Below are 25,391 nucleotides of genomic sequence, written 5' to 3'. Positions count from 1 at the left end.
TCAATCCATCTTAGTGTTTTAAGGCCGTAGCCAGACGGCTTTTCGGCTCTGCAACTACTAAGAGATGAATTGATCAAATCCCCCAAGCATAACCGGGCAATCGACCCAAGTTGTACGTCACATTTTCTATTCCAGCGATGTTTTCCACGGCAACTTTGACCGCTTTTTCTTCAGCTTGCGACGACGCAACACCCCAAACATCAACTTGGTTACCTTCAACAATGACGTTGAGGTGGTTGATGTTCAAATCTGGCACTTCAGACAAAGCCTCAAGGATAATCGAGCGCTTCTCAAGATCGGTTGCATCTCTTTTGATTTCTCTTTTTGGCGTTGCTGCCAAGGCATGCATCAAATTTGCGCGACTTACGATACCAAGCAATTTGCCATCTTTGACAACAGGCACGCGTTTTATGTGCTTTTCAGCCAACAGGCGTGCCACTTCACCCACTTGCATATCAGGTTCAACCGAAATGACCTTTTTCGTCATAACGTCTTCAACGTGTCGCCCGCGCAGCGCAACAAAATCTTGGGCAGTATCCTCTCGGCTTGAAACCATACGCAACCACCAAGATTTTGGTCGATCATTTGCGCCTTCCACTCGCCGCATTAAATCGCCTTCAGAAACGATGCCTTGAACGATCCCCGCTTCGTCCACCACGGGCAGAGCGCTAATATGGTGTTTGATCATTAGCTGAGTTACCTGCTCCACGGTGGAAGATGGTGCAACAGAAATAACCTTGGCTGTCATAATGTCTTGAGCTTGCATGGCTTGGTTTCCTTTCGTTTCTTAGGAACCGCGCACCAAGTATTTCGAGCCAACTCGCGCGCCACAGTCCCCAACAATCCACCCATAGCTCAAAGGATGGTTGCGCGCCTTGACGTGCGTCAACCACCCCAATCCCAATCAATTGGTTTCATCAGTTTCTCGAAATGCTGATATGGGCTGAGATCAGTCCACTACGCGTGCACGACAACCTTTGTATAAAGATGCCATGTGGCATGCCCCAACACAGGCAACACCACCAAAAGCCCCATAAAAGCGGGCAACATGGCAACAAGGGTGAGGCCACCAACAACCAGCGCAAACCCGAGCATGGGCAAAAAGTTGATCCGTACGGCGTTGAAACTTACAATAATCGCAGAAACAAAATCGATATCCCTCGCCATCAACAAAGGCATGGCCACAACAGTTGCGGCGAATAGCGAAAATGAAATCAACGCCCCGATTATCGTGCCCACGGCCAGAAAGCCTAGCCCTTCAGGCGTTGTGGTGACGATGCTCAAAAACTCGCCAAGTGACGAATATGTTTTGAACCCCAAAAACAAGGCCATCACCAACCGAATTTGATAGACCCATATCCAAAAGATGAACAGCACGACAAAAGCCATCCAACCCAGCTGCCGCTCCCTTTGTCCGAGAATCAAAAAGAATATCTGACGCCAAGCCAAAGGCTCACCGGCGAGCAGCCTGCGGCTCACTTCATAAGTACCAACCGCCACAAATGGCCCAACCAGGGGAAAGCCGATGGCCAACGGAATAATCATCCAAGGCATGTTGTAAACCATCAAACCGGCCCAAATCGCCAGTCCGCCAACGGCATAAAACCCGCCAAAAAACAGCCCCAATAGGGGCGCTTTTTTAAAGTCTTGCCAACCAGCAAGCAATGCTGCGCGCACATCTGAAAAATGAATGGTTCTTACGCTTGGCAGTTTTGGTGGCTGATAGGCCTCTAGTCCCTGATCGCTCATAAATTCCCCCCTCAAGGTAATTTGAGAATAGCAAAATTTGAGGGAGGGGCAATGGATTAAACTACTGAGCCGCGATTTGAGTTTCGGGGCCAAAACGCAATATTGCGCAGGCCGCAACATCACCCGTTGCGCGTTTGAGCACTGGATATATCCGCCCACAAGCCGCGGCAAAGCTGGCGGCCACTGCCGCTTCTTCCCCATACCGCCGGACAATTTCAGCCCGCAACTCAAGCGTATTCGCCCCACCAGCAATTGCGCTTTGCGCAAATAAATAACCCAAACCGCAATCGCTTGGTGTTTCGGCATGGCCTTTTGCACATTGTTCAAGCTCCTTGGGATCCACCCCAATTTCAATCGCTTGATCCACAATCAATTGCGCACATGACCCACAATCAGCATCAAGTGTTGAAGCCAGCGCCGCGCCTGCCCACACGTCTTTTGCGGCCTTTGGGCCCCTATAAAGACTTAAGATCGGCAACAAGCCTAAACGCCACCCACCGCCTTTAGATTTGTCGATGATTTGATGCATATAGCTCGCGTCATAATCATATTGCTTTTCAAAGCTGGCGGTACTTTTGTGCAAAACTGTTTTAAGCATGGCGATAGCTCCTTTTAGGGGACTGACAGGCAAGCAACAACGCGCCCCAAGCGGGCAACTGAATGCCAAAAAGATTACTGACGGCAATAAAATCAAGCGGAATGCCGCGTTGAAACCAAATGAAAATATGAAATGCGGCGTGTAAAGCCGGCCACAAAGCACCGCACACTAGGGCGGTTTGATCATGCCGCACCAATCCATATGCCATGGCCAAGCCACTCATTAAAAACACCAAGCCAATATCCATAATGAAATGCATATTAAACGGTCCGGTTTGCACCACACCAGGCGTTGTTTGATACCAAACCATGGGGGTAAAAAACATAAAACCCGCCAGCAAAAGGAACCAGCCAACAAAAATCCATTGCACTGCTCGTGCCATCTTTTTCTCCTTCGTTTAAAGTCTAGACGCAGCAGCCCGTAGATTTGTGACCGGCATGGTCACATTTTTATGGCCCAATCGTCTTATTGCTAGTGAAGGAGGGCGTAATGTCAGATTTGGACCAAGACGAGATGTTCGAAAATGAACGCAAACGGCTTTTTGGCCTTGCCTACCGCATGCTCGGCTCAGTGGCAGATGCGGAAGATATGGTGCAAGATACTTGGGTGCGCTGGAGCAAGGTGGACGGCACTGCTGTCGATAATCCGCAAGCTTTCCTCACCACCATTATTACCCGTTTATCGCTGGATCAGCTTAGATCCGCTAAGCATAAGCGGGAAACCTATGTGGGCGCATGGCTGCCCGAACCATTGGTCGCAGATCAATCCACTGGCCCCGATGAGATGATACAAAAGGCAGACGATATTTCCTTTGCGTTGATGTTGACCTTGGAAAAATTATCCGCTCCCGAACGCGCTGCCTTTTTATTACATGATGTGTTTGATCTTGGGTTTGACGAAATCGCTAAAACACTGGATCGCACTGAGGCCTCTTGCCGCAAACTCGCCTCCCGCGCCCGTCAAAAAGTGCGCAGCGAAGGGGATGCAGCTTTGCCCATGTCAACGAATGAGCCATTGGTGACGTCATTTTTGGCCGCCCTTAAAACAGGCGAGTTGAGTGAATTTGTGGACTTTATCGCTGAAGATGCAGTGTTGGTCACCGATGGCGGTGGCGTCAAATCCGCCACGCTTTTGCCTATTTATGGCCGGGAGAAAATCATGCGTTTCTTTTTCGGCCTTGGTGAAAAATTTGGTCGTCCCAATCCTAGTGATATTAAATTGATCACCATTAACGGCACCCCTGGAATATTGATCCGCGAAGATAAAAACGACGTACAAGCTTGGTCGATAGCCTGGACGACAGACGGCCAAATCAAACAGCTCTACATTATCCGCAATCCAGAAAAACTAGGTCATGTGGTGTTTGACTAGGCCTGCACCTCTTGCATTTGCTTTTCTTGCACCAAAGCTTTGTACAACTCTGACAAAAGACCAACCGTAAAGAACATCAAGAGATAACTGAGTAACGTGGACAATATGGCACCCAAGGCCGTTTTAAGGTCCGTGATTAAACTTGCTCCAAAAATTACGGCCTGTAGTGAATTAATCAAAGTCAGGATGAAGGAAAACGCGAGAGCTAGGATGAGTATTTGGACAAAATGCTGACGTGTATAATGGAAGCTGTCTCTGAATTTGAAAGATGACAATGGCTTATGGTGCGTCGGTTTTTCAAGCGCGATAGCTGGGAGCTTGAGCCCCCAAAATAGAAACACGAGATAAATGACAAAATTACCCGCAAAGGTTGGCCAAAAGACGTCAAATCCAGTTTGCGGTTGTGTTGGTATTGCTCCATTTTCAGCACTGCTAACGACGGCCCATGTTGATACAAGTATAGCCAAAATCATAGGGACGATGAAGAGGACCACACCCGTCCAAAAATAGCGCTGCACGGGCCATCCTTCTGGCCAAACGATAACCTTTTTAGGCACTTCCCCGAGTACCAAGAACCGATGCCATGCTATCGCAACAATTGCTGCCCCAACAATTGTGACAAAAATCATCAGCGCACCAAGTGGCAACCAAATCGGCCAACTTTGGCTCATGATCCACGGCATGGCCGCGCCCGTGTAAACATCGTTTGTCGATCCAGCTGTGATCAAAGGTAGGCCTGCGATGACCATCAGCGGCACCCAAAAAGCCGATATTTTGTAAATGGTGTCGAAATTGTTGATCGTGGCAAAAAAGCTGCGCTTGATGATCTCTATGCTCAGCATAAAAACTCCAAAAATATGACTTAAAATCGAGTGCAATTTGTCGTTTCGGGCTTGTAGCGTCAAGAAAGGAATTACGTATAAGAGCGCGCGTCTAACCTTTCACCCAAATGCAACGCGCTGTTACATCCATTTGTTCACATTCAAATTGACAACTAGAACAAAACATGAACATTTAGGGAGTCTGGAATTTATAGAGTCGGAACAAGGACATGGAGCATTACCAGCAAAAATGAATGCCGGCTTTGCAGTTCGAAAATCCGACAATAAGACCAAACCACCCTTTTAAGGCCAGACGGTTATGCACAAGGACAAACACAAGGAGCTAATCAATTTACGCCAGCATTTGCAGCGGATCGAGAAATCTGGCGTGCAAAAACACGGCGTCAAGTCTACGCAACCCACGCAGTCGCCAAAACTCTTAACCCCGGCCAATGACGACAAGCCACCAAAGCCGCTCCAACTGCCCCCCTTGCTCGCAAGGGCGCAGGGCTTGGTGGCCGCTCAATTACCCCAATTGGTGCCCCCCCTCACCTCTGATATTTTGGCCGAACCCGTGTTGCACGAGGTACACGCCAAAACCTATGGTGATCCGGCCAGCATTGGTTTTTTACTGCTCGCGCTTAAAGCCCAAAGTGAAAACACCCCATCTGATGCACCAATCCTATGGGCCACCACCCGCCACCAAATCCATGATGGGGGATGCCTTTTTGCCCCCGGCTTGTTGGCGTTTAATCTTGACCCAAACCGCTTCATCATGGTCACCGCCAAAAATGACACAGAGCTTTTATGGGTTTTAGAAGAAGCAACCCGCGCTAAAAGCTTTGCCGCGGTGGTTGGCCATATTCAAGATTTAAGCTTCACCCAAACGCGGCGCTTGTCTTTGGCCACACAGCAAGGGGCAACCCCTCTATTTTTACACCGCCCACACCATTGTCAGGGCGCAAGCGCCGCCTTTTCCCGCTGGCAAATTGAAAGCCAAGGCAGCGCCAAAAACCCATTTGATGAACGCGCGCCCGGCACAAGACAATTACGCGCCCACCTTTTGCGCTGTCGCACCGGGCAAACCGGATCATGGAGCCTAGAATATGAAACATCGACGTATCCTTTGCTTATGGTTCCCGCAGCTGCCAATCGAAAATTTGCGCCTCATGTGGCGTCAAACACACCCCGCCAACCAAAGGGCGGACACGGTTTCGCCAGCTAAAGGCAATCAAAAAGCAAAACCACAAAAAAAACCGCTCGCCCTATTGGAGCAAACCCCAAAGGGCATCAAAATCTTTGCTGCAAACCCCGCCGCCAACCATGCGGGCGTGCGCACCGGCATGCGCTTGGCTGACGCTAAGGCTGTGTGTCATAACCTTGAAACCTTGCACCACGACCCTAAAGCCGATCAAAAATTACTGATGCGCCGTACCGCATGGCTATTGCGGTTTTCCCCCATTGTGGTGCCGCACCTGCCGGACACAATTTTTCTCGATATCACCGGGTGTGACCATCTATTTGGGGGCGAAAAACAAATGCTCAATCAAATTCACACCCAATTGCAAAAGCTTGGACATTCAACCCGTTTAGGGCTTGGCGACACCATCGGCGCGGCCTGGGCTTTGACCAAATATGAAAAGAACAATAAGACCATTCTACCAGCAGATAACCCGCATCAGGGTTTGGCCTTTTTGCCCGTTCATGCCCTGCGCCTTACCCCCGAGCAAGCAGATGCGCTTTTTCAATTGGGGCTTAAAACCATCGGGCAATTGTTCGATCTGCCCCGCGCCGCGCTCACCCGCCGTTTTCCCGATCCAGATCAGGGCGAAGCGGTTTTAAAACGGCTCGATCAGGCGGTGGGTCGATATGAAGAGCCACTTACCGCCCCCGAACATCAACCCGATTTTCGTTTCACCGCCGCCCCTGTTGACCCATTCATTGATTTGCCCAATATCGAGCGCAGTTTTTATGAACTGCTCGACCAGCTTTTTGCGCTTTTGGATAAGCTCCAGCAAGGGGTGTTGCACCTACGGCTTGATTGTTTTTTTGGCGACGGGAAAATCAAAAGCTTTCCGATTAGGCTCGCTCAACCCAGCCGCTCCAAACCCCATATCAAGCGCCTGTTTGACGAAAAACTGATCACTATTGATCCCGGTTTTGGCATTGATGCTTTGGTGCTTAACGCCAATAAAATCGACCAATTGCCTGCCCAGCAGCTCCAGCTTGATGCGCACCATGAAAGTGCGCGCCAAGATGAAAACCTCTCCCCATTGCTCGACCGGGTGGCCAACCGTTTGGGCCCCGGAGCGGTCTACCGCCTCGCCCCCTTTGAAAGCCATTTACCCGAGCAATCCCAAAAAGCCGTGCACCCCTTAAAACCTGAAGCTTGGGAAAATTGGCCAAGCAATTTGCGCCGCCCCGCCACCCTTTTTGCCCATCCAGAACCCATAGAGGTCATTGCCCAAATCCCCGAAGGTCCACCCATCAAATTTCTATGGCGCAAGGTTTTGCGCCATATCACCTATGCTCAAGGCCCCGAGCGGATTTTACCTGAATGGTGGGCAGACCTCGCAGATCGGTTGCGGGTGCGTGACTATTTTGAAGTCGAAGACCATAAGGGCCTGCGCTACTGGGTTTTTCGCGAAGGCCATTATGATGACCCGATGGAAAAAGGCGCCCCCACGTGGCGCCTGCACGGACTATTCGCATGAAGAAGAACTGCAATGTACGCTGAGCTTCAAACCACCTCAAACTATTCATTCCTACGCGGCGGATCGCACCCGGGCGAACTGGTGGCCACCGGCTATATGAAAGCCTTAACCGCCATCGCCATTACCGACCGCAATTCATTCGCCGGCATTGTGCGTGCCCACCGCGAAGCCCGCCATATTGAGGATTTCAAATTGGTGATTGGCCTGCGCATCGATCTTGATGACAATTATAGCCTACTCGCTTACCCCAAAACCCGTGATGCTTTTGGGCGGCTTTGCACCATGCTTTCCATCGGTAAAATGCGCGCCGAAAAAGGCGAGTGCCATTTACAGCTCCAAGACGTTATCGACCATTGCCGCGACAGTATTTTTGCCCTCATCCCGCCTGAAGAAATCACCCCAGCGGACATTCAACAATTAGGCCGCATGGCCAAGTCCTTGCCCAAGCCTGTCTATTTGGCAGCCAGTGCACTTTATCAGGGCAATGACCGCGCTCATATCGCTATGCTCAATTCCCTATCAACCCAATTGAGCACCCGGCTTTTGGCCACCAACAATGTGCTTTACCACGACAAATCCCGCCGCCCTTTGCAAGACGTCATCACCTGCATTCGCGAAAAAACCACCATCGATAAAGCCGGTTTTTTGCTCGCCGCCAACGCCGAACGTCACCTCAAACGCCCCGAAGAAATGGCGCGTCTCTTTGAAGGGTTTGAACACGCGCTCGGCGCCACGCTCGAGATCACCCACGCCTGCACCTTCAACCTCAAAGAATTGAAATATGAGTACCCAGAAGAAACCGTACCCAAAGGCAAAACCGCGCAAGAATATTTAGAAGAGATTACCTGGGAAGGCGCTAATTGGCGCTACCCGGATGGCATTCCCGATAAGATCAAAGCCAACATTCAAAAAGAATTTAAGCTGATCGCGCATAAAGAATATGCGCCCTATTTTCTCACCGTTTATGACATCGTCAAATATGCCCGCACCCCACAACCCGATAAAGGTCGGTTCGATGAGATCTTATGCCAAGGGCGTGGTTCTGCTGCCAATTCCACCGTGTGTTATTGCCTTGGCATCACCTCAGTCGATCCCAACGAACTTGACCTTTTGTTCGAGCGCTTCATCACCGAAAACCGCAACGAGCCGCCCGATATCGATGTGGATTTTGAACATGAACGCCGTGAAGAGGTCATTCAATATATCTATGAGCGCTTTGGCCGCCACCGCGCCGGGCTGACCGCCACAGTGATCACTTATCGCTCTCGTTCCGCCATACGCGAAGTGGGCAAAGTGATGGGGCTGACCGAAGATGTCACCTCCGCCATGTCTTCAACTGTTTGGGGGTCGTGGGGCGCGAACCCAGATAAACATATCGATCAATCTGGTTTAGATTTTGAAGACCCCTATTTGCTGCGCGTGATTGAATTGACCCGCGAATTGATCGGCTTCCCCCGCCATCTCTCCCAGCATGTGGGCGGGTTCGTCCTGACCGAACGTCCCCTCATCGAAACCGTGCCCATCGGCAATGCGGCAATGGACGACCGCACCTTCATCGAGTGGGACAAGGACGACATTGAAACCTTGGGTATTCTAAAGGTCGACATTTTGGCGCTTGGCATGCTCACCTGCATCCGCAAAGCCTTTGATATGCTGCGTACCCATTACAATATCGACCATACTTTGGCTTCGATTGAGCATAATGATATGCCCGTTTACGACATGATTTGTCGCGCCGATACGCTTGGGGTTTTTCAAATCGAAAGCCGCGCGCAGATGAGTATGTTGCCGCGCCTCTTGCCACGCCGCTTTTACGACCTGGTGATCGAAGTCGCCATCGTGCGCCCCGGGCCCATCCAAGGGGATATGGTGCACCCCTATTTGCGTCGCCGCAAAGGCTTGGAAGCAGTGGAATATCCGTCCCCGGACCCAAAATCCGGCCCACCAGATGAGCTGGAGCAAATTTTAGGCAAAACTTTAGGCGTGCCTTTGTTTCAAGAACAAGCCATGCGCATCGCCATGGACGCCGCCAAATTTACCCCCAAAGAATTGGACGAATTGCGTCACGCCATGGCAACATTTCGGCGCTCGGGCACCATCCACACATTAGAAGAGCGCATGGTCAAACGCATGGTGGTGCGCGGTTATGATGAGGATTTTGCCCAACGTTGCTTTAATCAGATCAAGGGCTTTTCTGAATATGGTTTCCCCGAAAGTCACTCGGCCAGCTTTTCATTGCTGGTTTATGTGTCGTGCTGGCTTAAACATTATCACCCGGACGTTTTCGCCGCCGCTTTATTGAACTCACAGCCCATGGGGTTTTACGCGCCCGCGCAAATCATCCGCGATGCCGCCGAGCACAATATTCAAATCTTGCCCGTCGACATCAACCACTCCCAATGGGACTATACGCTAGAACCCGCACCTCAGACGGAATATACGCCTACGCCGCCAGACCCAAAAACTCTGCGCAATCCCCCGCCAGGACAGGCTATAGATAAAAAATCACTGCTGTGGGCAGCGCTTTACCCAAAGAAAAAATGGGCCTTGCGCATCGGATTACGCCAAGTGGATGGCTTGCACAAACGCTATGCTGAACAGTTGATTGCTGCCCGCAACCAGCGCAAGTTCACCTCGGTGCAAGATTTACATAAACGCGCCGACTTGCGTATTTTTGACGTGGAAAAATTGGCCGAAGCCGACGCCTTTCGCTCTATCGGACTGGACCGCCGCCAAGCCAAATGGGACGCCCGCGCCCTCACCCGCGCCAAACCCTTGCCCTTGTTCGATCAGGCCAGTCAGGCAGAGCAAGGCGAAGAGCAACAAACCCAATTGCCAAAAATGCGCCTGTCTGAACATGTGATTGCAGATTACCAATCTTTGCGCTTTTCCCTAAAAGCCCACCCCATGTCGTTCTTGCGTGAAAGCCTTGCAAAACGCCGGATCACCACCGCAGATGAGATCAAAAAACTACCCAACAACCGCTGGGCCAGCACGGCGGGGATTATTTTGGTGCGCCAACGCCCCGGCACGGCCAACGGGGTGGTGTTCATCACGCTTGAGGATGAAACCGGGGTCACCAACTTAATCGTGTGGAGCAAGGTGCTCGAGCAATATCGAAAAGTGGTGATGACTGCCAAATTTGCTGAAGTGCATGGGCAGGTGCAAACCGAGGATAATGTGATGCACTTGGTGGTGCGCAAACTGGTGGACCGCACCCATTGGCTCGAAAACCTATCCGACCAACACATGCGCAACGTGCATACCCCTGCCGACGAAGTGGTTTCCAATGTGGATTATGATGCCCGCATCAAACCCGACACCTCGCCCCGCCATCCGCGCAACGTGCGCGTGATCCCGAAGTCGAGGGATTTTCATTAGCGCAAACACACAGCACGTCAAAACCCTCATGGTGAGCTTGACGAACCACGAGGGTACGGCATTCCATCCTTCGACAGGCTCAGGATGAGGGCAGAGATTGGCGCTAGCCCTTGGGCACCAATGGCTGGGGTGCCGGGGTCGGGAGCAACGCGACCAACGGCGGCGCGAATATGTTAAACACTATTCCCCGCAACCCAACCAGAAGACCAAGCCCACTGGAAATTATAACCCCCAAGCCATCCGGTCATATCCACCACTTCACCAACGAAATAAAGTCCGGGCACTTTTTTAGCTTCCATGGTTTTATTGTCCAACTCATCTGTTGAAACACCCCCGAGCGTCACCTCAGCGGTGCGATATCCTTCAGACCCTGTTGGCTTAATCCGCCACGCGTTGATCTGATCAGCCACAAGTGTGAGTTTCTTGTCACCCAAATCCGCCAAACGCCCCTGCACGCCAGATTGAGCGAGCACAAACGCCACAAGCTTTTTGGGCAACCATTGCGCCAAACACGTTTGGATTTCCTGTTTGCCATTTTCCTGCCGCGCTTGCTTTAAAGAGGAAAACACATCCATCTCCGGCAACATGGCAATTTCAATCTCATCGCCTTCGCGCCAAAAGGACGAGATCTGCAAGATCGATGGGCCGCTCAACCCGCGATGCGTAAACAACATGGCTTCAGAAAACTTGGTCTTTTTGCCATGTTTCACCACCGCATCATCCACCGAAATGCCCGATAGTTCCTTCATGGTTTCAAGCATGGACTGATCAAACGTCAGCGGCACCAAAGCGGGACGCGTTTCAACAAGGTCTAAGCCAAAATGCTTCGCCACTTCATAGCCAAAACCCGTCGCCCCCATCTTAGGGATCGACTTACCACCCGTTGCAATTACCACCTGATCCGCGCGCATATGCTCACCATCAATGGTGAGGTGAAATTGATTATCCATTTTGGCGATATGGCTCACCTCGGCCCGCATCCGTAAACGTCCGCCAGCGGCGCGCATGTCATCCAAAAGCATATCGATGATTTGCTGTGAACTCTCATCGCAAAACAATTGGCCAAGAGTTTTCTCGTGAAACGCGATGCCCTGCTTTTTAACCCGCGAAATAAAATCATGTTGGCTGTAGCGTTTAAGCGGCGAAATCGCAAAGCGCGGATTTTCGCTCAAGAACTGCTTAAAGCTGGTGTGCACATTGGTGAAATTGCAGCGCCCGCCGCCCGAAATCCGGATTTTCTCACACGGCTTCTTTGCATGGTCCACCACCAAAACGTCGCGCCCGCGCTTGCCCGCTTCAATGGCGCACATTAACCCAGCAGCACCGCCACCAATTACAACTACATCATGCTTTTTCATGGGTTTTCCCTTTTGGTCGCATTGGTCATGCGATGGGTTCAACTAAATGTCAATTCGCATCCATTTCAAAACACTTGCCCAATTTCCCTTCCCCATGCTAAAAACTGCGCCACCATTGAAATATCTCAATGGTGAAACCTTCTCAGGGCGGGGCGAAACTCCCCACCGGCGGTAACTTGGTTGAACAATCAAGAAGCCCGCGAGCGCCTCATCTCTATCAAAAGAAATGAGGGTCCAGCAGATCTGGTGTAACTCCAGAGCCGACGGTCATAGTCCGGATGAGAGAGAAGGGGTTGAAAGATGTTGACGCCACCCTTGCGCCTTTGCGTGCAATTTGGGGTGCACAACGTTAGATACTCCCAATCGCGCCCTGATTCATTTGTTCGAGAGGAACGAAAATGGATCAGACCGTAAGAGCTTCAAGCACAGGTCTAACTTTAAAAAGTCCAGCGATCATCGCCGGGCTATATATGGTTGGTGCAGGCATTGCCTTCGCCGCTGTTAATTCACTCACCCAATTGGCCACAATGGTTGAAGGCACATCTTCAACCTCTGCAGCGTTCTGGCAATATGCCATTGCAGCCGTTTTAAGCGTGCCATTTGTCCTCAAAGCGGGACTATCCGGCCTTAAAACCAACCACCTTGTCTTACATGTTTTGCGCGTGATTGCCGCAACGATTGGCGTGCAATTATGGGTCTATGGCCTGTCGCTGGGCGTACCGATTTGGCAAGCCATTGCTCTAATCATGACCTCCACATTCTTCGTCACCATTGGTGCAGCCCTGTTGCTGAACGAAAAAGTGGGGCCAGCCCGTTGGCTCGCAACATTAGTTGGTTTTGCCGGCGGCATGATCATCTTGCAACCATGGTCAGATGCGTTTGAGCTTAAAACCTTGCTGCCCATCGGCGCGGCCTTCTTTTGGGCGGTCACCAGCCTATTCACCAAAGAACTCACCAAAACCGAAAACCCACAGTCCATCACACTCTATTTGTTGTTGTTGCTCACCCCGATCAACCTCGCCCTGGCTCTGGGTACTGAAACGGGCATCGCCATCTCAACAGGCTCCGCCATCCAATGGATCGTGATCGCGGGTATTTTAGTGGCATTGGCCCAATGGTTCATCACCAAAGCTTACGCAACGGCAGACGCAGCCTATGTGCAGCCCTTTGATCACCTCAAATTGCCGTTCAATGTGCTTGCGGGTTTTTATGTGTTTGGTTGGGTGCCGGGCGGCAACCTGTGGCTTGGTGCAGCGCTGATCATCGCCGCATCTTTGTTCATCGCATATAGAGAAAGCCAATTGCAGAACAACTAGTTTTTCGTAAAAAAAAGTCGGGCGCTATCTTTTGCGCCCGACAAATCACATACCGCCCGTGACCGGCATAATTGCGCCATTGGTGTAACTGGACTTGTCAAGCGCCAACCAAACTGTAGCCTCTGCAATTTCTTCAGGCCGTGCAACCCGACCAAGCGGGTTGATGCTCGCCACCATCGCTGGGCGATCTGGATTGCCCGTACGTTCATGAATATCTGTGTCGGCTGTGCCCGAATGAATGGCGTTGACGCGAATGCCCTCAGGTCCAACTTCCTTTGCCAAACCAATGGTCATGCTGTCCAGCGCGCCTTTTGAAGCGGCATAGTGAATATACTCGTTCGGGCTGCCAAACTTTGCGGCCATTGACGAAATATTGACGATTGAGCCGCCGTTTCCACCGCGCGATTTTGCCATCCGTTTGATCGCTTCTTGGCAACAATAGATCGCGCCATAAAGGTTCACTGCAAACACACGCTGAAGCACATCAGGTTTCAAATCGACAAGCTTTCCAGCTTCTCCGACAATGCCAGCATTGTTGATCAAGATATTGGCGGCACCAAGTTGCTGATCGCAATATTGAAAGAGACTATGAACATCCCCAGCACTTGCAACATCCGCTCTAAAAGCTGAGGCGCGAACACCTAAAGCTTTGCACGTCTCGACAACCGCCCCAGCACTTTGCAGGTCGCTCTGATAGGACAAGCAAACATCAACGCCAGATTTAGCCAACAACTTGGCAATCGCTGCACCAATGCCGCGGCTACCGCCTGTTACAATCGCAATATTTTTCATAGCGAAAAGCTATGCGGTTCGGACCTAGCTGGCAATATCCAAAATCACCTTATTGGCTTTGCCTGCCGCCACCGCTTCAAAGCCTTTTGCGAAATCTTCAAATGGCAAATGATGGGAAATGACCGGGGTTACATCCATTCCACTTTCAAGCATCGCCAGCATTTTGTGCCAGGTTTCAAACATCTTGCGACCGTAAATGCCTTCAAATGTCAGGCCCTTAAAAATCGCCGTGTTCAGATCCATCTCCACCTTGCCGGGGAACAGACCCAACAGCGCCACTTTGCCGCCAGTGATCATGGCTTCCACCATGGCTGACAAGGCAGGGGTCGCGCCAGACATTTCCAAGCCAATATCAAACCCTTCACGCATACCCAATTCGGCCATTACGTCTTTAAGGTTTTCTTTATCGGCCCGCACCCCACGGGTCGCTCCCATTTTTTTTGCCAAAGCCAGTCGCTCGTCGTTAAGGTCCGTCACAACGATATGGCGCGCGCCCACATGCCGGCACACAGCAACCGCCATACACCCAATAGGGCCAGCTCCGGTGATCAATACATCTTCGCCCGACACATCGAACGCTAGCGCCGTATTTACCGCATTGCCCAGCGGGTCCAAAATCGACGCCACATCATCGCTGATGCTCTCAGGTAAAATTCGCACATTAGCTTCAGGGATGGAGATGTACTCCGCAAACGCCCCCGGCGTATTCACCCCGATGCCTTTGGTGTTGGCACAAATATGGGCGCGACCAGATTGGCAATTGCGGCAATGGCCGCAAGGTATATGCCCTTCGCCGGACACCCGTTGACCAACTTTAACTTCGCTCACTTCAGCGCCGATTTCTTCAACGATGCCCACATATTCGTGCCCGGTCACCATGGGCACCGGCACCGTTTTTTGCGCCCAAGCGTCCCAATGCCAAATATGCATATCAGTGCCACAGATCGAGGCCTTTTTGACGCGGATCAAAACCTCATGCACACCGATGGTGGGTTTTGCAACATCTTGTAGTTCAAGACCCGGCGCATCATGCGCTTTTACCAGCGCCCTCACGAAATCACGCCCAAGTCTTTGCCCACTTTGGCAAACGCTGTAATGGCGCGATCCAGATCATCCTTGGTGTGCGCTGCAGACATTTGCGTGCGGATGCGCGCCTGCCCTTTGGGCACCACCGGAAACGAAAAGGCCGTTACATAAATGCCCTGCGCCAACATGGCCTTGGCAAACTTTTGCGCCAACACCGCATCGCCCAACATTACTGGAATAATCGCATGTTCACCCGGCACCAAATCAAAGCCCAATTTGCCCATTTCATTGCGGAAATATTTGGCGTTGATCATCAACGTCGGGCGCAGTTTTGGGCTGGTTTCAACAATGTCCAATGCTTCCAGTGTTGCCGCCACAATCATCGGGGGCAAGGCATTTGAAAACAAATAGGGCCGCGCTTTTTGGCGCAGCATAGCAACCAATGGTTTGGGCCCCGCAATATAGCCGCCCGCTGCGCCGCCAAGCGCTTTACCGAAGGTGCCCGAATATAGGTGCACCCGATCCTGCACCCCATGATGATGCGGTGTGCCCTGGCCCTTTGGCCCCATAAAGCCAACCGCGTGGCTATCGTCCACCATCACCAGTGCGTCATATTTTTCAGCCAAATCGCAAATACCCGGCAGATCGGCAATAATCCCATCCATCGAAAACACCCCATCGGTAACAATCAACCGATGCCGCGCACTTTGCGCTTCAATTAGTTTTTGTTCCAAATCTGCCATATCATTGTTGGCATAACGGAACCGTTGCGCTTTGCACAAACGCACCCCATCAATGATTGACGCATGGTTCAAGGCATCTGAAATAATTGCATCTTCAGCACCCAAAAGGCTTTCAAATATCCCCGCATTCGCATCAAAACACGAGGCAAAAAGAATAGTATCTTGTGTCCCCAAAAAGGCAGAAAGCCGCGCCTCAAGCTGATGGTGGAGCAATTGCGTGCCGCAAATAAACCGCACCGACGCCATGCCAAGTCCATGTTGCTCAATCGCATTAATCGCCGCCTTGCCCAAGCGCTCATTATTGGCGAGCCCTAAGTAATTATTGGCGCACATATTCAACAGCTGAAGGTCATCACCACCTTCAGGGTTTTTTACGGCAATATTTGCAGCTTGTGGCGAGGTGATTTCATATTCATTTTTGAACAAACCGTCCGTGCGCAGCACGTTAAGGGCGTCGGTTGTATCGCTGATCAATTGGTGAGACATGGCTTTTCTCTTTATACTGGAATTTTTCCACTATATAGGAAGTTGCCCCATAATCAACACATCACCCACATTATTGGGGCAGCGCAACCACCAAAAATGCCTGCGCCTTGCCCTCACCAACATTGTGGATCGCATGAGGCTGGTCGGCTCTATACCGCAGGGTGTCCCCCGCCTTAGCTTGCGCACGCAAATCCCCCGCTTCAACTTCTATTGTCCCCGAAATACAAGTGATATGCTCCATTGTACCCGCTGCATGGGGTTCAGAGATCAGACTGCCGCCAACTTCCGCACTAAAATCATACCATTCTATGGGCATAGCGGTGCGCGGCGGATTGAGCAACTTCACCACACACTTCCCATCTGCGCTGCCCTTGGACGGCGTGGAATAGGCGGGAATATGGGTAATCATGTGATCAGAAACTGCCCGCTCACCCAAGAGTGACAAGTCCAACCCCAACGCTTGGGTTAGGTTCCACACCAACGTAAAGGTTGGGTTCACCGCCCCCCGTTCAATTTGGCTGAGCATCGATTTTGAAACGCCACAGCGCTCGGCCAGCATTTCCAATGTCAAATGGTGGTCCTTGCGCGCTTTGCGCACAATCGCCCCCAGATGTGGCGGTGGAATCAACTTGTCTTGCATAATAAAGCTTCTTTATCCATCATACTGGAATTTTTATCAGATACTGGTGAAACCGACAAGCTTATGCAAGTTCGACAATAATGGCACTGACTGAACTCGCTTCACAAACACGAAAATCACAGACCTTGTTGAGATTTTGTTTTATGAGTGTCGCCAAACTGGATTTTTATGGTAAAGTTGGGTGAACTTGGGGATATTGCGTGACCACCAGAAAAGACATCCATAACTCGGAAATTCCGGTGCTTTGTCAATCTTGCGAAGCGCGCCATCGTGGCATTTGCGGCGCCTTAGATGCTGAGCAATTGATCGAGTTGGCGCGGCACACCCGTCAGGTCAAACAGCAAAGTGGTACCGAGTTGGTTGCCGACTCTGAAGAGGTAAACTCCTACGCCAATGTAATGCAAGGCGTGGTCAAACTCACCAAAATGCTTTCTGATGGTCGCCAACAGGTCATCGGGTTGCAGTTCGCGCCCGACTTTTTGGGCCGACCGTTCGCCCCCGAAAGCAAGATGAGCGCTGAAGCGGCCTCAGATGTTTCCTTGTGCAAAATTCCGCGCAAAGCCCTAGAATCCATGATGAAGCAAAACCCACAGCTCGAACATCGTTTGTTGATGCAAACGTTAAAAGAGCTGGATGAGGCACGCGACTGGATGGTCACCTTAGGCCGCAAAACAGCAGCTGAAAAAGTTGCCAGCTTCTTGTATTTGATCGCAACAAACATCAACCCAAGTCTTGACCCAGACGAGATGACATCTGCCAAATTTGATCTGCCGCTGACCCGTGTCGATATCGCCGATTTTTTGGGCTTAACCGTTGAAACAGTTTCGCGTCAGCTCACTAAGTTGCGCAAAGACGATGTGATCCAAATCGAACATAATCGCACCTTCATTGTTCCAAGCATGGAACGTTTGGAGTTGCGTTGCGGCTAAATGCCTAAGCGCCATCTTCAGCAATATCCTCGGCCCAAAGCTCAGGCTTTTCACGAATAAACCGCGCCATCAAATCGATGCAATCAGGGTCATCGGCCACGATCACCTCAACATTTCGTTGGCGCAGAAAATCTTCATTGCCGCCAAAATTGGCATTTTCCCCCACAACAACCCGCTCAATACCAAACTGCACGATGGTGCCCGAACACATCATGCATGGTGAAAGCGACGTATAAAGCGTCATACCCTTGTAGGATTTCTGCCGCCCCGCTTTGCGCAAGCAGTCCATTTCCCCATGCGCGATAGGGTCACCCCCCTGAACCCGCTGGTTGCGCCCCTGGGCGATCAACTCGCCCCCGCGCGCCAAGACCGAACCGATCGGGCAGCCCCCCTCATCAAAGCCTGCTTTGGCTTCTTCATACGCCAAGCGCAAAAAACGTCTATCATCTGCGTTCAAGCCAGAGTGCTGCATGTTGCCTCCTAAATAACGACAAGGGCAAGTTTACGCGACGCGCTTGCGTTTGACCATCAAAGTCCATCAAACTTTGCAATCAAATCCGCAACTGCTGCTTCTCGCACCAGCAGAGTTTTCTGCCTTGCCTGATGGCCACGAATAATGGCTATATCCGATTTTCGCAATTTGAAATGTTTGGCAAACAACGCCACAACCGCCTTATTGGCCTTGCCTTTGTCCGGGATTGCGCGCACCCGCACAACAAGGTTGGCAGTGCCCTCATCACGCCCCTCAATTGTACCGATCTGGTCGGCATGGGCGTTTGGAGTGACGCGCAAAAAGACTTCAAGCCCAGCGTCGGTTTGGCGCCAGGCTTGAACATTGCTCATAAAAATCGCTCGGTGCTTAGAAGAACATACCGCGTGCCCAGCTGCTCAACAGCATTTCAATGAAGAAAATGATGACGAACAAAACGATGGGGGACAGATCAAGACCGGAGATATTTGGAACGATTTTGCGGATAGGGCGAAGCAAAGGATCCGTTAGCCCGTCAACCAACTTCCAAATCATCGCAACAACTTGGTTGGAACCATTGATGACGTTGAAAGCAAAAAGCCAGCTCATGATGATCATGATGATCACAATCCATTTCACAAGGCCCAATATCATCAGCAATGTTTGGATCAAGGCAAAAGTCATGCAAGGGGTCTCCTAATTTGCGTGCCGCTTGTTGGCATATGTAGCGATTGAAACCCGTTACGACAAGGGGGCAGCAATGCGCAGCCTCAGAGAAATCAAATCGCAGTTAAATTTATGGCCCGCTCCCGAAATACGCCGGACGAGCGAGCCATGAATTTTCGGTCGGTACGCAATACAAATCTCCGACGTCTAACAGGTTGCACAAAGCGTGCCAGTTTAGCTGAGCACCAAAGTTTACAATTAGCGTTAGAAATCTGGGGTTTAGGTGAGCTTTGTTAACCTGCGCCACAAGTGGGTTCGCACCCTGCAATGCAAAATGCAAAAAGTCAGCTCAGCCCGTTGCAGCATGCGAATATGAACAAAAGCTTGCGCCCCTATCCGCCCTTGGTGGTTTCGCGTCGCACTTCAGAACGCAATAGCGTGCGATCGCGGGCCGAAACACCGATCAGTTCAGCCACGCGCCAAACCATATTGTCTTCCAACTCATGGTTTTCGCTGTCCGCAAACACCACCTGCCACATCATGCGTATAAGGTTGAGTTTTTCGTTGGGATCAAGCTTGTTGAGCGTTGAGGTGAACCCATAAAAATCCACAGCGTCATGATCTTTTGCTGTGGCCAACACAACAAGGTCAGCAACCTCCGCTGCGCTTAGCTTATAGTGCTCTGTTAGCGTGCGCTCGATGGTTTTGCGCTCGCTTTCGCTCACCTCACCATCAACAGCGGATAAATGCACCAGCAACGCCGCTGCGCAAACTTTGGGATCGAGCATGGGGTCATCATCACCTTGTGCAGATTTCCCGCCGAATAATTTGGTGATTGCTTCAAACATTTGATACCTGCCGCTATTAAAGGTTTAACAGCACATGTAGACTGTCAAACCTGAGTTCTCAACCTCCAAACCACCAAATTGGTACGCGTTTGATGAATCTCGCGCAACAAATGGGCCAAATAAATGCTTAGAACCACCAATCTAGTTGCCGTATTTTTGTTTGGTTTGGGTGAAACTATGCTATTTGCGGCAAACCGCTACGACCCCATCAACGCCAGTGTTTTGATGTTGGCAATGCTATTGCTCGCACTTAGCACATTGCGTTTTTTGTTTGCGCCCTTCGCCCCCCCAACAAACCGCTATGGCGCAATTTGCATGATTCTTGGGTTCTTTGTGTCAGCCTTCTTCTATTTTGATATTATGGCTTATGGACTATCACCCCATTCAAGCCATTTTGCCAATTTTCTATTTTGGTTCCCCCAAACGCTCATGATTATTGGGGCAATGCTCTGGGCGAACTGGCTATATCCATTGGGCAAACACGATAAAGCGCTTGGCCTTACCCTACCCCTTGCACTGCTCTCTTACGCCGCGCCGCGCCTATTGACCCTAAGCGCCACAGCCCAATTGGTCACCGCGATTATGCTGGGGGCAACTCTGTGCTGGCTGGCTTTTTACAAAATCAGGCAATTCTAACGAGTAATCACAACAATTTGTCGATCTGCAGGGCTAAATCCACGTCCTTTTGGGTCAAACCACCCGCGTCATGGCTGGTGAGGAATATATCGACCTGCGCATAAACATTAGACCACTCAGGATGGTGGTTGGCTTTTTCAGCCAACAGTGCAACCCGGCTCATAAAACCGAACGCCTCGATAAAATTTTTAAACTTAAACCGTCGCGCAATCCCTTTGCGCGCAGAGATTGCCAGCCAATCCGGAAGTGACTCCAGTGCGGTCTCTAATTCATTAGCTTGCAATAAGGTCAACGATTTCCTCCCCAAGAACCGAAGCTACTTGTTACTTTGGCGGTTGATCATCCGCGCTATCGTCCAAGATGCGTTGGGCGGCCCCATCCATATCCTCATATTGCCCCGCCCTAAGCGACCACATGAAAGCCCCAAGCGCCAACACCCCAACCAGCAACACAACCGGAATAATAATCAATAAGGGTGTCATTCGGCCGGCATCACTTTTTGGTTGGTGGACAATGGAATCTGAACTTTGCGCTCTTTTGCGTCGATCCGCAACCGCAGCGCGTTCAAGGTCACCAAAACTGAAGAGGTCGACATGGCGATCGAAGCCACCAACGGGGTCGCAAAGCCCATAATCGCCAAAGGAATGGCCACCATATTATATGCAATGGCCAATCCAAAATTCTGCTTCACAGCGTTGGCGGCGCGTTTTGCCAGTGTAAGAGCAAATGGAATTTGATCTAAACGATCTCGGGTCAAAACGAAATCTGCAGCATTACGGCCCACGTCTGCAGCGCTTGATGGGGCCATCGACACATAGGCCGCCCGCAATGATGGCGCATCATTTATGCCATCCCCAACCATCAGCACCCGATTGTGCGCTTTCTCTAAAGCTGTGAGCTGATCAAGTTTTTCTTGCGGCGTTAATCCCCATTGAACCTGGTTCAACCCCAGCTGCTTGGCCACCAATTGCACCGGCGCTTTGCGGTCACCGGACAATAACGATATGCCCTTTACCTGGGCGCGCAATCGCTCAATCATTGCTGGCACTTCGGGGCGCAATTGATCTTCAAACTCAAAGACACCAACAGGAACCCCGTTCTTGGCTAAATATACCCGACTTAGCCCCTCATCGCCTTCGTCTTGGGCCGCACAAAATGCTGCCCGTCCCAGCCGCCATACATCGCCACCAAACCTGGCTTCAATACCTTGTCCGGGCAATTCATCAACCTGATCAAATTCAATCACAGTGATGCTTTTGTGTGCCTGCGCCAGGGCTTTGGAAAAGGGATGATGACTCAATCGGGCCAAGCGAACAGCCATTTCAAGTTCAGGTGTGCCGCCCTCTGTTTGAGAAACAAACTCAGGCTTGCCTTGCGACAGGGTGCCGGTTTTATCAAACGCCGCATAGTCAATTTTCGCCAACCGCTCCAATGCGGCCCCATCACGCATCATCATGCCACGTTCAAACAAGCGCCCAGCGGCCACCACATGCACAATCGGCACCGCCAAAGCCAGCGCACAAGGGCAAGTGATAATTAGAACTGCAATTGCGGTGACCAATGCATGGTGCCAATCCCCATTGTACAACCCCCAACCAAGGAACGTCGCCAACGCCAATAAATGCACAACCGGCGCATAGATTTCCGCCGCCCGATCCGCAATCCGCTTATATCCAGCGCGTGATCCTTCCGCCGCTTCCATCATCGACACCATGCGGGCCAAAAAGCTTTCGTGCGCCGGCTTTGTCACCTGCATGGTGATCATGCCAGACAAGTTGGTTGCACCAGCCAACAGCAAATGCCCTTTAGACACCGGTTCAGGGGCTGATTCACCAGTGACAAGGCTAAGATCAATTTCCCCATTGCCCTGCACCACAAATCCATCGACCGGAATGCGCTCTCCCGCTGCGATGTCTAGGCGCATCCCCACCTCGATTTGATTGAGCTTGATAAAGCTATGACGACCATCATCCAACCGCTGCAACGCCCCGCGAGGGGCCAAAGAAGCAAGATTGCGCACCGCGGATCTGGCCCGCTCTCGCATCAAATGGTCAAGCGTGCGCCCAATCAACAAAAAGAACAACAAGGTCACCGAAGCATCAAAATAGGCGTGTTCACCCGAATTGGCCGTTTCAAAAACGCTCAACCCCAGTGCCAAAATCACCGCAAGAGATATGGGCACATCCATATTGAGGCGACCAACCTTTAGACTTGCAAAAGCTGAGCGGAAAAAATGCTGCCCGGCAAAAGCAACCGCGGGAATGGCGATCAGTGCTGAAATCCAGTGGAACAAATCCCTAGTGGAAGCATCCGCCCCGGACCAGATCGAAATGGAGAACAACATAATGTTCATGGCCGCAAAGCCCGCAACCGCGAGCGCACGCACCAATTGGGAGAAGGTTTTGTCTTTTGCGTTTTCGTCTTCCGCTTCAAGCAGCATAGCGCGATAACCCGCACGATTGACCGCATTCACCAATTCGGTTGGCGCAAAGTCTGTCTGGGTGCGCCAGATCACTTTTACCCTTTTGGTGGAAAGATTGACGCGCCCCAATTCAACTGGCTCTAACTTGCTCAATTCACTTTCAATTGAGCGCATACAGGCTGCGCAATGCACATCGGGCACCGCCAACTCAAGCTGACGCCGTCCATCCTTCAAATCGATGGAACCTGCGATCAAACTCTCATTGTCAATTTTGCTCTGGCCTTTTTCAGCCAATTCATTGGCCGCTTCAATGCCTGGGGCACAACAGCTCATCTTGGCTCCTATTGAACGACAATGCGCTCACGATAGATGAAAGGGGTGCCATTTTCGCTAGTCAGCGATATAAAAACATCCCACGCGCCTTTGGCAAAATCGTGATTGGCAACAAAAGCACCCTCTTGCGGCAGCAATGTTATCACTTGGTCCTCGCGCTCGTAACTTGGGCGTCGCAGTTCAGCTTCAGCAAAGCCCGCAACCACTGGCTTACCAGCGGCATCTTTTAGATCAAAGACCAACTTTTTGCCCTCATAAGACAGCAGCGGTGTCCAGCCAAGCGCCGCCTGCGCCCGTTGCGCTTCAAGCTTTTCATTATAGTGCTGACTGGCCACATATGAGTTTTTCACCACCAAGCCCGTCCAGCTTGAAGTCGCAAAATAGGCCATGATCAAATTGACCGTTATGATGGTGCCAAAAAACAGCACCACCACCAAAATCATGTGCTTTCCGGTAAACTCGCGCTGCTTGGTTTCGGCCATGCTATTCCCCTACTTTCGGTGTTTCAAATTTCACCAATTCTTGTGACGACTCGTCGCCAAAAATGTCTTCCACCAAAAATGTGAACTTTGTTGGTTGTTCTGTCAGAAGTTTCGGATCTGTGCGCACATAAACCCGCAATGGCAACACCCTGTCTGGCTCCACGTCCAAGACTATAGACTGCTGAGGCTCGTTTTGCGAGCTGGCCAGTGTCATCTCCCCACCGGGCAGACCAACAATCGTGAGTTTCATGGTGCGCGGTTCTGGGGTCATATTGAGAATTTTGACATCATAGCCGTTGCGCACAGCTCCATCGCTAAGCACCACAAACAGTGGATTGCGGTCATGTTGCACGTTCACGTCCAGCCGATCCCGCATAGACAGAACCACCAACATAGCCAATCCAATTGCCGCCCAAACGCCAAAATAGATCAGTGTGCGCCATCTCACAATCGTCTGCAAACTTGTGTGCTTGATGGCATCAACAAACTTGCCCGCTTTGTCCCGCAACCGATCTGGCCGAATAATATTCGCCTCATCCATGGCCAGTTCCATATTGGTATTATAATCGTTCAACGTCGCGTAGGAAATCAGGCCCCGCTCTTTGCCCAATTTGTCCATCACATTGTCACAAGCATCAATACACAAGGCACATGTGATACATTCAAGCTGCTGTCCGTCCCGGATATCTATGCCCATGGGGCACACCACAACACAGGCGTTGCAATCCACGCAGTCACCAACGGGCTTACCTTCTTTGATGGCTTTTTTGGTGTGCTTATTGCGCGGCTCCCCGCGCCAATCATTATAGGTCACCGTCAGCGAAAACTCGTCCAACATTGCTCCCTGAATGCGGGGCCAAGGGCACATATAAGTGCATACCTGCTCGCGCATAAAACCGCCAAAAATATAGGTGGTGGCCGTCAGAATCAAAATCGTGAAATATGCAATGGCAGGCGCTTCAAACCGGATCACATCCAGCGCCAGCGTGGGCGCATCTGCGAAATAAAAGATCCACGCGCCGCCCGTGGCTACAGCGATTAAAATCCAACTGGAGTGCTTTGCGAGCCTTCGCCAGACCTTATTGAAATCATAAGGGCCCTTGTCCAGCTTTATGCGTTGATTGCGATCGCCTTCAAAGAACCGCTCGACAAGCAAAAACAAATCAACCCAAACCGTTTGCGGACAAGCATATCCACACCACGCGCGGCCAACGGTTGAAGTAACCAAAAACAGGCCAACCCCAGCCATAACCAAAAGACCTGCCACATAATAAAATTCTTGCGGCCAAATCTCGATGAAAAAGAAATAGAAGCGCCGATTGGCCAAATCCACCAAAACGGCCTGATCTGGGGCAAATTCGCCCCGATCAAAACGCAACCAAGGCGTTAAATAATAGATGCCAAGGGTGATGATCATGATCACCCATTTCAATTGCCGGAAGAAACCGGAAGCCCGCTTGGGGAATATTTTTTCTCGCGGCGCATATAAAGCTGGACGGTTGTTCGCCGCGTTTACTGCTGCCACATCAAATTGATCAACCCCAGACGTCTTGTCTGAATTTGCTTGTTTATTCATGCCGACCCGGTCCCTATCGATCGCTATAATAGCGC

26 protein-coding genes and 1 riboswitch are annotated in these 25,391 nt (G+C 51.1%); of the genes, 7 read left to right on the top strand and 19 right to left on the bottom strand.

Annotated features, from left to right (window positions below):
- Positions 1–73 precede the first annotated feature (73 nt).
- From O4H47_RS08475 to O4H47_RS08460, 4 genes are all read right to left on the bottom strand, one after another.
- Complete coding sequence (locus O4H47_RS08475; RefSeq protein ID WP_269393521.1) at positions 74–766, bottom strand: CBS domain-containing protein; 693 nt, start codon at positions 764–766, stop codon at positions 74–76.
- Positions 767–957: 191 nt separating this feature from the next.
- A complete protein-coding gene (locus O4H47_RS08470; RefSeq protein WP_269393520.1) occupies positions 958–1,749 on the bottom strand; it encodes a DUF2189 domain-containing protein in 792 nt (263 codons plus the stop codon).
- A gap of 61 nt (positions 1,750–1,810) precedes the next feature.
- Entirely contained in the window at positions 1,811–2,347 is a 537-nt protein-coding gene (locus O4H47_RS08465) for a hypothetical protein (protein ID WP_269393519.1), read from the bottom strand.
- Entirely contained in the window at positions 2,340–2,729 is a 390-nt protein-coding gene (locus O4H47_RS08460) for a hypothetical protein (protein ID WP_269393518.1), read from the bottom strand. The genes O4H47_RS08465 and O4H47_RS08460 overlap by 8 nt, the downstream gene beginning before the upstream one ends.
- A 107-nt stretch (positions 2,730–2,836) precedes the next feature.
- Between O4H47_RS08460 and O4H47_RS08455 the strand changes: the two genes are divergently transcribed.
- A complete protein-coding gene (locus O4H47_RS08455; RefSeq protein WP_269393517.1) occupies positions 2,837–3,718 on the top strand; it encodes a sigma-70 family RNA polymerase sigma factor in 882 nt (293 codons plus the stop codon).
- Here O4H47_RS08455 and O4H47_RS08450 read toward each other — a convergent pair.
- Positions 3,715–4,560 carry a hypothetical protein gene (locus tag O4H47_RS08450; RefSeq protein ID WP_269393516.1) on the bottom strand — a complete coding sequence of 282 codons (846 nt, stop codon included), beginning with the start codon at positions 4,558–4,560 and terminating at the stop codon, positions 3,715–3,717. The two genes, O4H47_RS08455 and O4H47_RS08450, sit on opposite strands and share 4 nt — an antisense overlap.
- Positions 4,561–4,858: 298 nt before the next feature.
- Between O4H47_RS08450 and O4H47_RS08445 the strand changes: the two genes are divergently transcribed.
- The 3 genes from O4H47_RS08445 to O4H47_RS08435 are packed head-to-tail and all read left to right on the top strand — an operon-like array spanning position 4,859 to position 10,634.
- On the top strand, positions 4,859–5,764 hold the full coding sequence (locus O4H47_RS08445) for an ImuA family protein (protein WP_269393515.1): 906 nt from the start codon (positions 4,859–4,861) through the stop codon (positions 5,762–5,764).
- Positions 5,646–7,253, top strand: coding sequence for a Y-family DNA polymerase (locus O4H47_RS08440; RefSeq protein WP_269393514.1), 1,608 nt, complete (start codon positions 5,646–5,648; stop codon positions 7,251–7,253). Before O4H47_RS08445 ends, O4H47_RS08440 begins: the two co-directional genes overlap by 119 nt.
- 12 nt (positions 7,254–7,265) lie before the next feature.
- Positions 7,266–10,634, top strand: coding sequence for an error-prone DNA polymerase (locus O4H47_RS08435; RefSeq protein WP_269393513.1), 3,369 nt, complete (start codon positions 7,266–7,268; stop codon positions 10,632–10,634).
- Between the two features lie 173 nt (positions 10,635–10,807).
- Here the strand turns inward: O4H47_RS08435 and O4H47_RS08430 are convergent, their stop codons facing one another.
- On the bottom strand, positions 10,808–11,992 hold the full coding sequence (locus O4H47_RS08430; protein WP_269393512.1) for an NAD(P)/FAD-dependent oxidoreductase: 1,185 nt from the start codon (positions 11,990–11,992) through the stop codon (positions 10,808–10,810).
- Positions 11,993–12,126: 134 nt separating this feature from the next.
- Positions 12,127–12,286: riboswitch (FMN riboswitch) on the top strand.
- 104 nt (positions 12,287–12,390) lie between these two features.
- On the opposite strand from O4H47_RS08430, the gene O4H47_RS08425 reads away from it, so the two are divergent.
- Entirely contained in the window at positions 12,391–13,308 is a 918-nt protein-coding gene (locus tag O4H47_RS08425) for a DMT family transporter (protein WP_269393511.1), read from the top strand.
- Positions 13,309–13,353: 45 nt separating this feature from the next.
- Here O4H47_RS08425 and O4H47_RS08420 read toward each other — a convergent pair whose 3' ends face one another.
- The 4 genes from O4H47_RS08420 to O4H47_RS08405 form a co-directional block, all read right to left on the bottom strand.
- On the bottom strand, positions 13,354–14,100 hold the full coding sequence (locus O4H47_RS08420) for an SDR family oxidoreductase (RefSeq protein WP_269393510.1): 747 nt from the start codon (positions 14,098–14,100) through the stop codon (positions 13,354–13,356).
- 24 nt (positions 14,101–14,124) lie between these two features.
- The gene (tdh, locus tag O4H47_RS08415; RefSeq protein ID WP_269393509.1) at positions 14,125–15,153 is read right to left on the bottom strand and encodes an L-threonine 3-dehydrogenase; all 1,029 of its coding nucleotides are present in this window, start codon (positions 15,151–15,153) and stop codon (positions 14,125–14,127) included.
- Entirely contained in the window at positions 15,150–16,355 is a 1,206-nt protein-coding gene (locus tag O4H47_RS08410; RefSeq protein ID WP_269393508.1) for a glycine C-acetyltransferase, read from the bottom strand. Before O4H47_RS08410 ends, tdh begins: the two co-directional genes overlap by 4 nt.
- A gap of 70 nt (positions 16,356–16,425) precedes the next feature.
- Positions 16,426–16,995: a helix-turn-helix domain-containing protein gene (locus O4H47_RS08405; protein WP_269393507.1), complete on the bottom strand. Its 570-nt coding sequence runs from the start codon at positions 16,993–16,995 to the stop codon at positions 16,426–16,428.
- A 200-nt stretch (positions 16,996–17,195) separates the two neighbouring features.
- Here O4H47_RS08405 and O4H47_RS08400 point away from each other — a divergent pair, with 200 nt between their 5' ends.
- A complete protein-coding gene (locus O4H47_RS08400; protein WP_269393506.1) occupies positions 17,196–17,924 on the top strand; it encodes a Crp/Fnr family transcriptional regulator in 729 nt (242 codons plus the stop codon).
- A gap of 4 nt (positions 17,925–17,928) precedes the next feature.
- Here O4H47_RS08400 and O4H47_RS08395 read toward each other — a convergent pair whose 3' ends face one another.
- From O4H47_RS08395 to O4H47_RS08380, 4 genes are all read right to left on the bottom strand, one after another.
- Positions 17,929–18,396, bottom strand: a complete 468-nt coding sequence (locus O4H47_RS08395) for a nucleoside deaminase (protein WP_269393505.1) — start codon at positions 18,394–18,396, stop codon at positions 17,929–17,931.
- Between the two features lie 56 nt (positions 18,397–18,452).
- Positions 18,453–18,767 (bottom strand): DUF167 domain-containing protein, encoded by a 315-nt coding sequence (locus O4H47_RS08390; RefSeq protein WP_269393504.1) that lies wholly within the window; start codon positions 18,765–18,767, stop codon positions 18,453–18,455.
- A 16-nt stretch (positions 18,768–18,783) separates the two neighbouring features.
- A complete protein-coding gene (locus tag O4H47_RS08385; protein WP_269393503.1) occupies positions 18,784–19,077 on the bottom strand; it encodes a YggT family protein in 294 nt (97 codons plus the stop codon).
- Positions 19,078–19,451: 374 nt separating this feature from the next.
- The gene (locus tag O4H47_RS08380; RefSeq protein WP_269393502.1) at positions 19,452–19,907 is read right to left on the bottom strand and encodes a TerB family tellurite resistance protein; all 456 of its coding nucleotides are present in this window, start codon (positions 19,905–19,907) and stop codon (positions 19,452–19,454) included.
- A gap of 123 nt (positions 19,908–20,030) precedes the next feature.
- On the opposite strand from O4H47_RS08380, the gene O4H47_RS08375 reads away from it, so the two are divergent.
- Positions 20,031–20,543 (top strand): hypothetical protein, encoded by a 513-nt coding sequence (locus tag O4H47_RS08375; protein ID WP_269393501.1) that lies wholly within the window; start codon positions 20,031–20,033, stop codon positions 20,541–20,543.
- A gap of 7 nt (positions 20,544–20,550) precedes the next feature.
- On the opposite strand, the gene O4H47_RS08370 is transcribed toward O4H47_RS08375, so the two are convergent.
- From O4H47_RS08370 to ccoG, 5 genes are read right to left on the bottom strand one after another with little or no spacing between them, the layout of a single operon-like run.
- Positions 20,551–20,835 carry a 4a-hydroxytetrahydrobiopterin dehydratase gene (locus O4H47_RS08370; RefSeq protein ID WP_269393500.1) on the bottom strand — a complete coding sequence of 95 codons (285 nt, stop codon included), beginning with the start codon at positions 20,833–20,835 and terminating at the stop codon, positions 20,551–20,553.
- Between the two features lie 31 nt (positions 20,836–20,866).
- On the bottom strand, positions 20,867–21,025 hold the full coding sequence (ccoS, locus tag O4H47_RS08365) for a cbb3-type cytochrome oxidase assembly protein CcoS (RefSeq protein ID WP_269393499.1): 159 nt from the start codon (positions 21,023–21,025) through the stop codon (positions 20,867–20,869).
- A complete protein-coding gene (locus O4H47_RS08360; protein ID WP_269393498.1) occupies positions 21,022–23,298 on the bottom strand; it encodes a cation-translocating P-type ATPase in 2,277 nt (758 codons plus the stop codon). Before O4H47_RS08360 ends, ccoS begins: the two co-directional genes overlap by 4 nt.
- Positions 23,299–23,306: 8 nt before the next feature.
- Positions 23,307–23,780, bottom strand: a complete 474-nt coding sequence (locus O4H47_RS08355) for a FixH family protein (RefSeq protein ID WP_269393497.1) — start codon at positions 23,778–23,780, stop codon at positions 23,307–23,309.
- Position 23,781: 1 nt separating this feature from the next.
- Positions 23,782–25,356 carry a cytochrome c oxidase accessory protein CcoG gene (ccoG, locus tag O4H47_RS08350; RefSeq protein WP_269393496.1) on the bottom strand — a complete coding sequence of 525 codons (1,575 nt, stop codon included), beginning with the start codon at positions 25,354–25,356 and terminating at the stop codon, positions 23,782–23,784.
- Positions 25,357–25,391 lie beyond the last annotated feature (35 nt).

This window comes from Maritalea porphyrae, from assembly GCF_027213965.1.
Taxonomy (GTDB): Bacteria; Pseudomonadota; Alphaproteobacteria; order Rhizobiales; family Devosiaceae; genus Maritalea; species Maritalea porphyrae_A.
The sequence above is the reverse complement of the archived record's forward strand: the minus strand, read 5'-3'. Positions and strand labels throughout refer to the sequence as shown.

What these genes read in the sequence shown, in the direction of transcription:
- O4H47_RS08475 (WP_269393521.1), bottom strand. Translation starts at nt 766, where the DNA reads ATGCAAGCTCAAGACATTATGACAGCCAAGGTTATTTCTGTTGCACCA.
- O4H47_RS08470 (WP_269393520.1), bottom strand. Translation starts at nt 1,749, where the DNA reads ATGAGCGATCAGGGACTAGAGGCCTATCAGCCACCAAAACTGCCAAGC.
- O4H47_RS08465 (WP_269393519.1), bottom strand. Translation starts at nt 2,347, where the DNA reads ATGCTTAAAACAGTTTTGCACAAAAGTACCGCCAGCTTTGAAAAGCAA.
- O4H47_RS08460 (WP_269393518.1), bottom strand. Translation starts at nt 2,729, where the DNA reads ATGGCACGAGCAGTGCAATGGATTTTTGTTGGCTGGTTCCTTTTGCTG.
- O4H47_RS08455 (WP_269393517.1), top strand. Translation starts at nt 2,837, where the DNA reads ATGTCAGATTTGGACCAAGACGAGATGTTCGAAAATGAACGCAAACGG.
- O4H47_RS08450 (WP_269393516.1), bottom strand. Translation starts at nt 4,560, where the DNA reads ATGCTGAGCATAGAGATCATCAAGCGCAGCTTTTTTGCCACGATCAAC.
- O4H47_RS08445 (WP_269393515.1), top strand. Translation starts at nt 4,859, where the DNA reads ATGCACAAGGACAAACACAAGGAGCTAATCAATTTACGCCAGCATTTG.
- O4H47_RS08440 (WP_269393514.1), top strand. Translation starts at nt 5,646, where the DNA reads ATGAAACATCGACGTATCCTTTGCTTATGGTTCCCGCAGCTGCCAATC.
- O4H47_RS08435 (WP_269393513.1), top strand. Translation starts at nt 7,266, where the DNA reads ATGTACGCTGAGCTTCAAACCACCTCAAACTATTCATTCCTACGCGGC.
- O4H47_RS08430 (WP_269393512.1), bottom strand. Translation starts at nt 11,992, where the DNA reads ATGAAAAAGCATGATGTAGTTGTAATTGGTGGCGGTGCTGCTGGGTTA.
- O4H47_RS08425 (WP_269393511.1), top strand. Translation starts at nt 12,391, where the DNA reads ATGGATCAGACCGTAAGAGCTTCAAGCACAGGTCTAACTTTAAAAAGT.
- O4H47_RS08420 (WP_269393510.1), bottom strand. Translation starts at nt 14,100, where the DNA reads ATGAAAAATATTGCGATTGTAACAGGCGGTAGCCGCGGCATTGGTGCA.
- O4H47_RS08410 (WP_269393508.1), bottom strand. Translation starts at nt 16,355, where the DNA reads ATGTCTCACCAATTGATCAGCGATACAACCGACGCCCTTAACGTGCTG.
- O4H47_RS08405 (WP_269393507.1), bottom strand. Translation starts at nt 16,995, where the DNA reads ATGCAAGACAAGTTGATTCCACCGCCACATCTGGGGGCGATTGTGCGC.
- O4H47_RS08395 (WP_269393505.1), bottom strand. Translation starts at nt 18,396, where the DNA reads ATGCAGCACTCTGGCTTGAACGCAGATGATAGACGTTTTTTGCGCTTG.
- O4H47_RS08390 (WP_269393504.1), bottom strand. Translation starts at nt 18,767, where the DNA reads ATGAGCAATGTTCAAGCCTGGCGCCAAACCGACGCTGGGCTTGAAGTC.
- O4H47_RS08385 (WP_269393503.1), bottom strand. Translation starts at nt 19,077, where the DNA reads ATGACTTTTGCCTTGATCCAAACATTGCTGATGATATTGGGCCTTGTG.
- O4H47_RS08380 (WP_269393502.1), bottom strand. Translation starts at nt 19,907, where the DNA reads ATGTTTGAAGCAATCACCAAATTATTCGGCGGGAAATCTGCACAAGGT.
- O4H47_RS08375 (WP_269393501.1), top strand. Translation starts at nt 20,031, where the DNA reads ATGCTTAGAACCACCAATCTAGTTGCCGTATTTTTGTTTGGTTTGGGT.
- ccoS (WP_269393499.1), bottom strand. Translation starts at nt 21,025, where the DNA reads ATGACACCCTTATTGATTATTATTCCGGTTGTGTTGCTGGTTGGGGTG.
- O4H47_RS08360 (WP_269393498.1), bottom strand. Translation starts at nt 23,298, where the DNA reads ATGAGCTGTTGTGCCCCAGGCATTGAAGCGGCCAATGAATTGGCTGAA.
- O4H47_RS08355 (WP_269393497.1), bottom strand. Translation starts at nt 23,780, where the DNA reads ATGGCCGAAACCAAGCAGCGCGAGTTTACCGGAAAGCACATGATTTTG.
- ccoG (WP_269393496.1), bottom strand. Translation starts at nt 25,356, where the DNA reads ATGAATAAACAAGCAAATTCAGACAAGACGTCTGGGGTTGATCAATTT.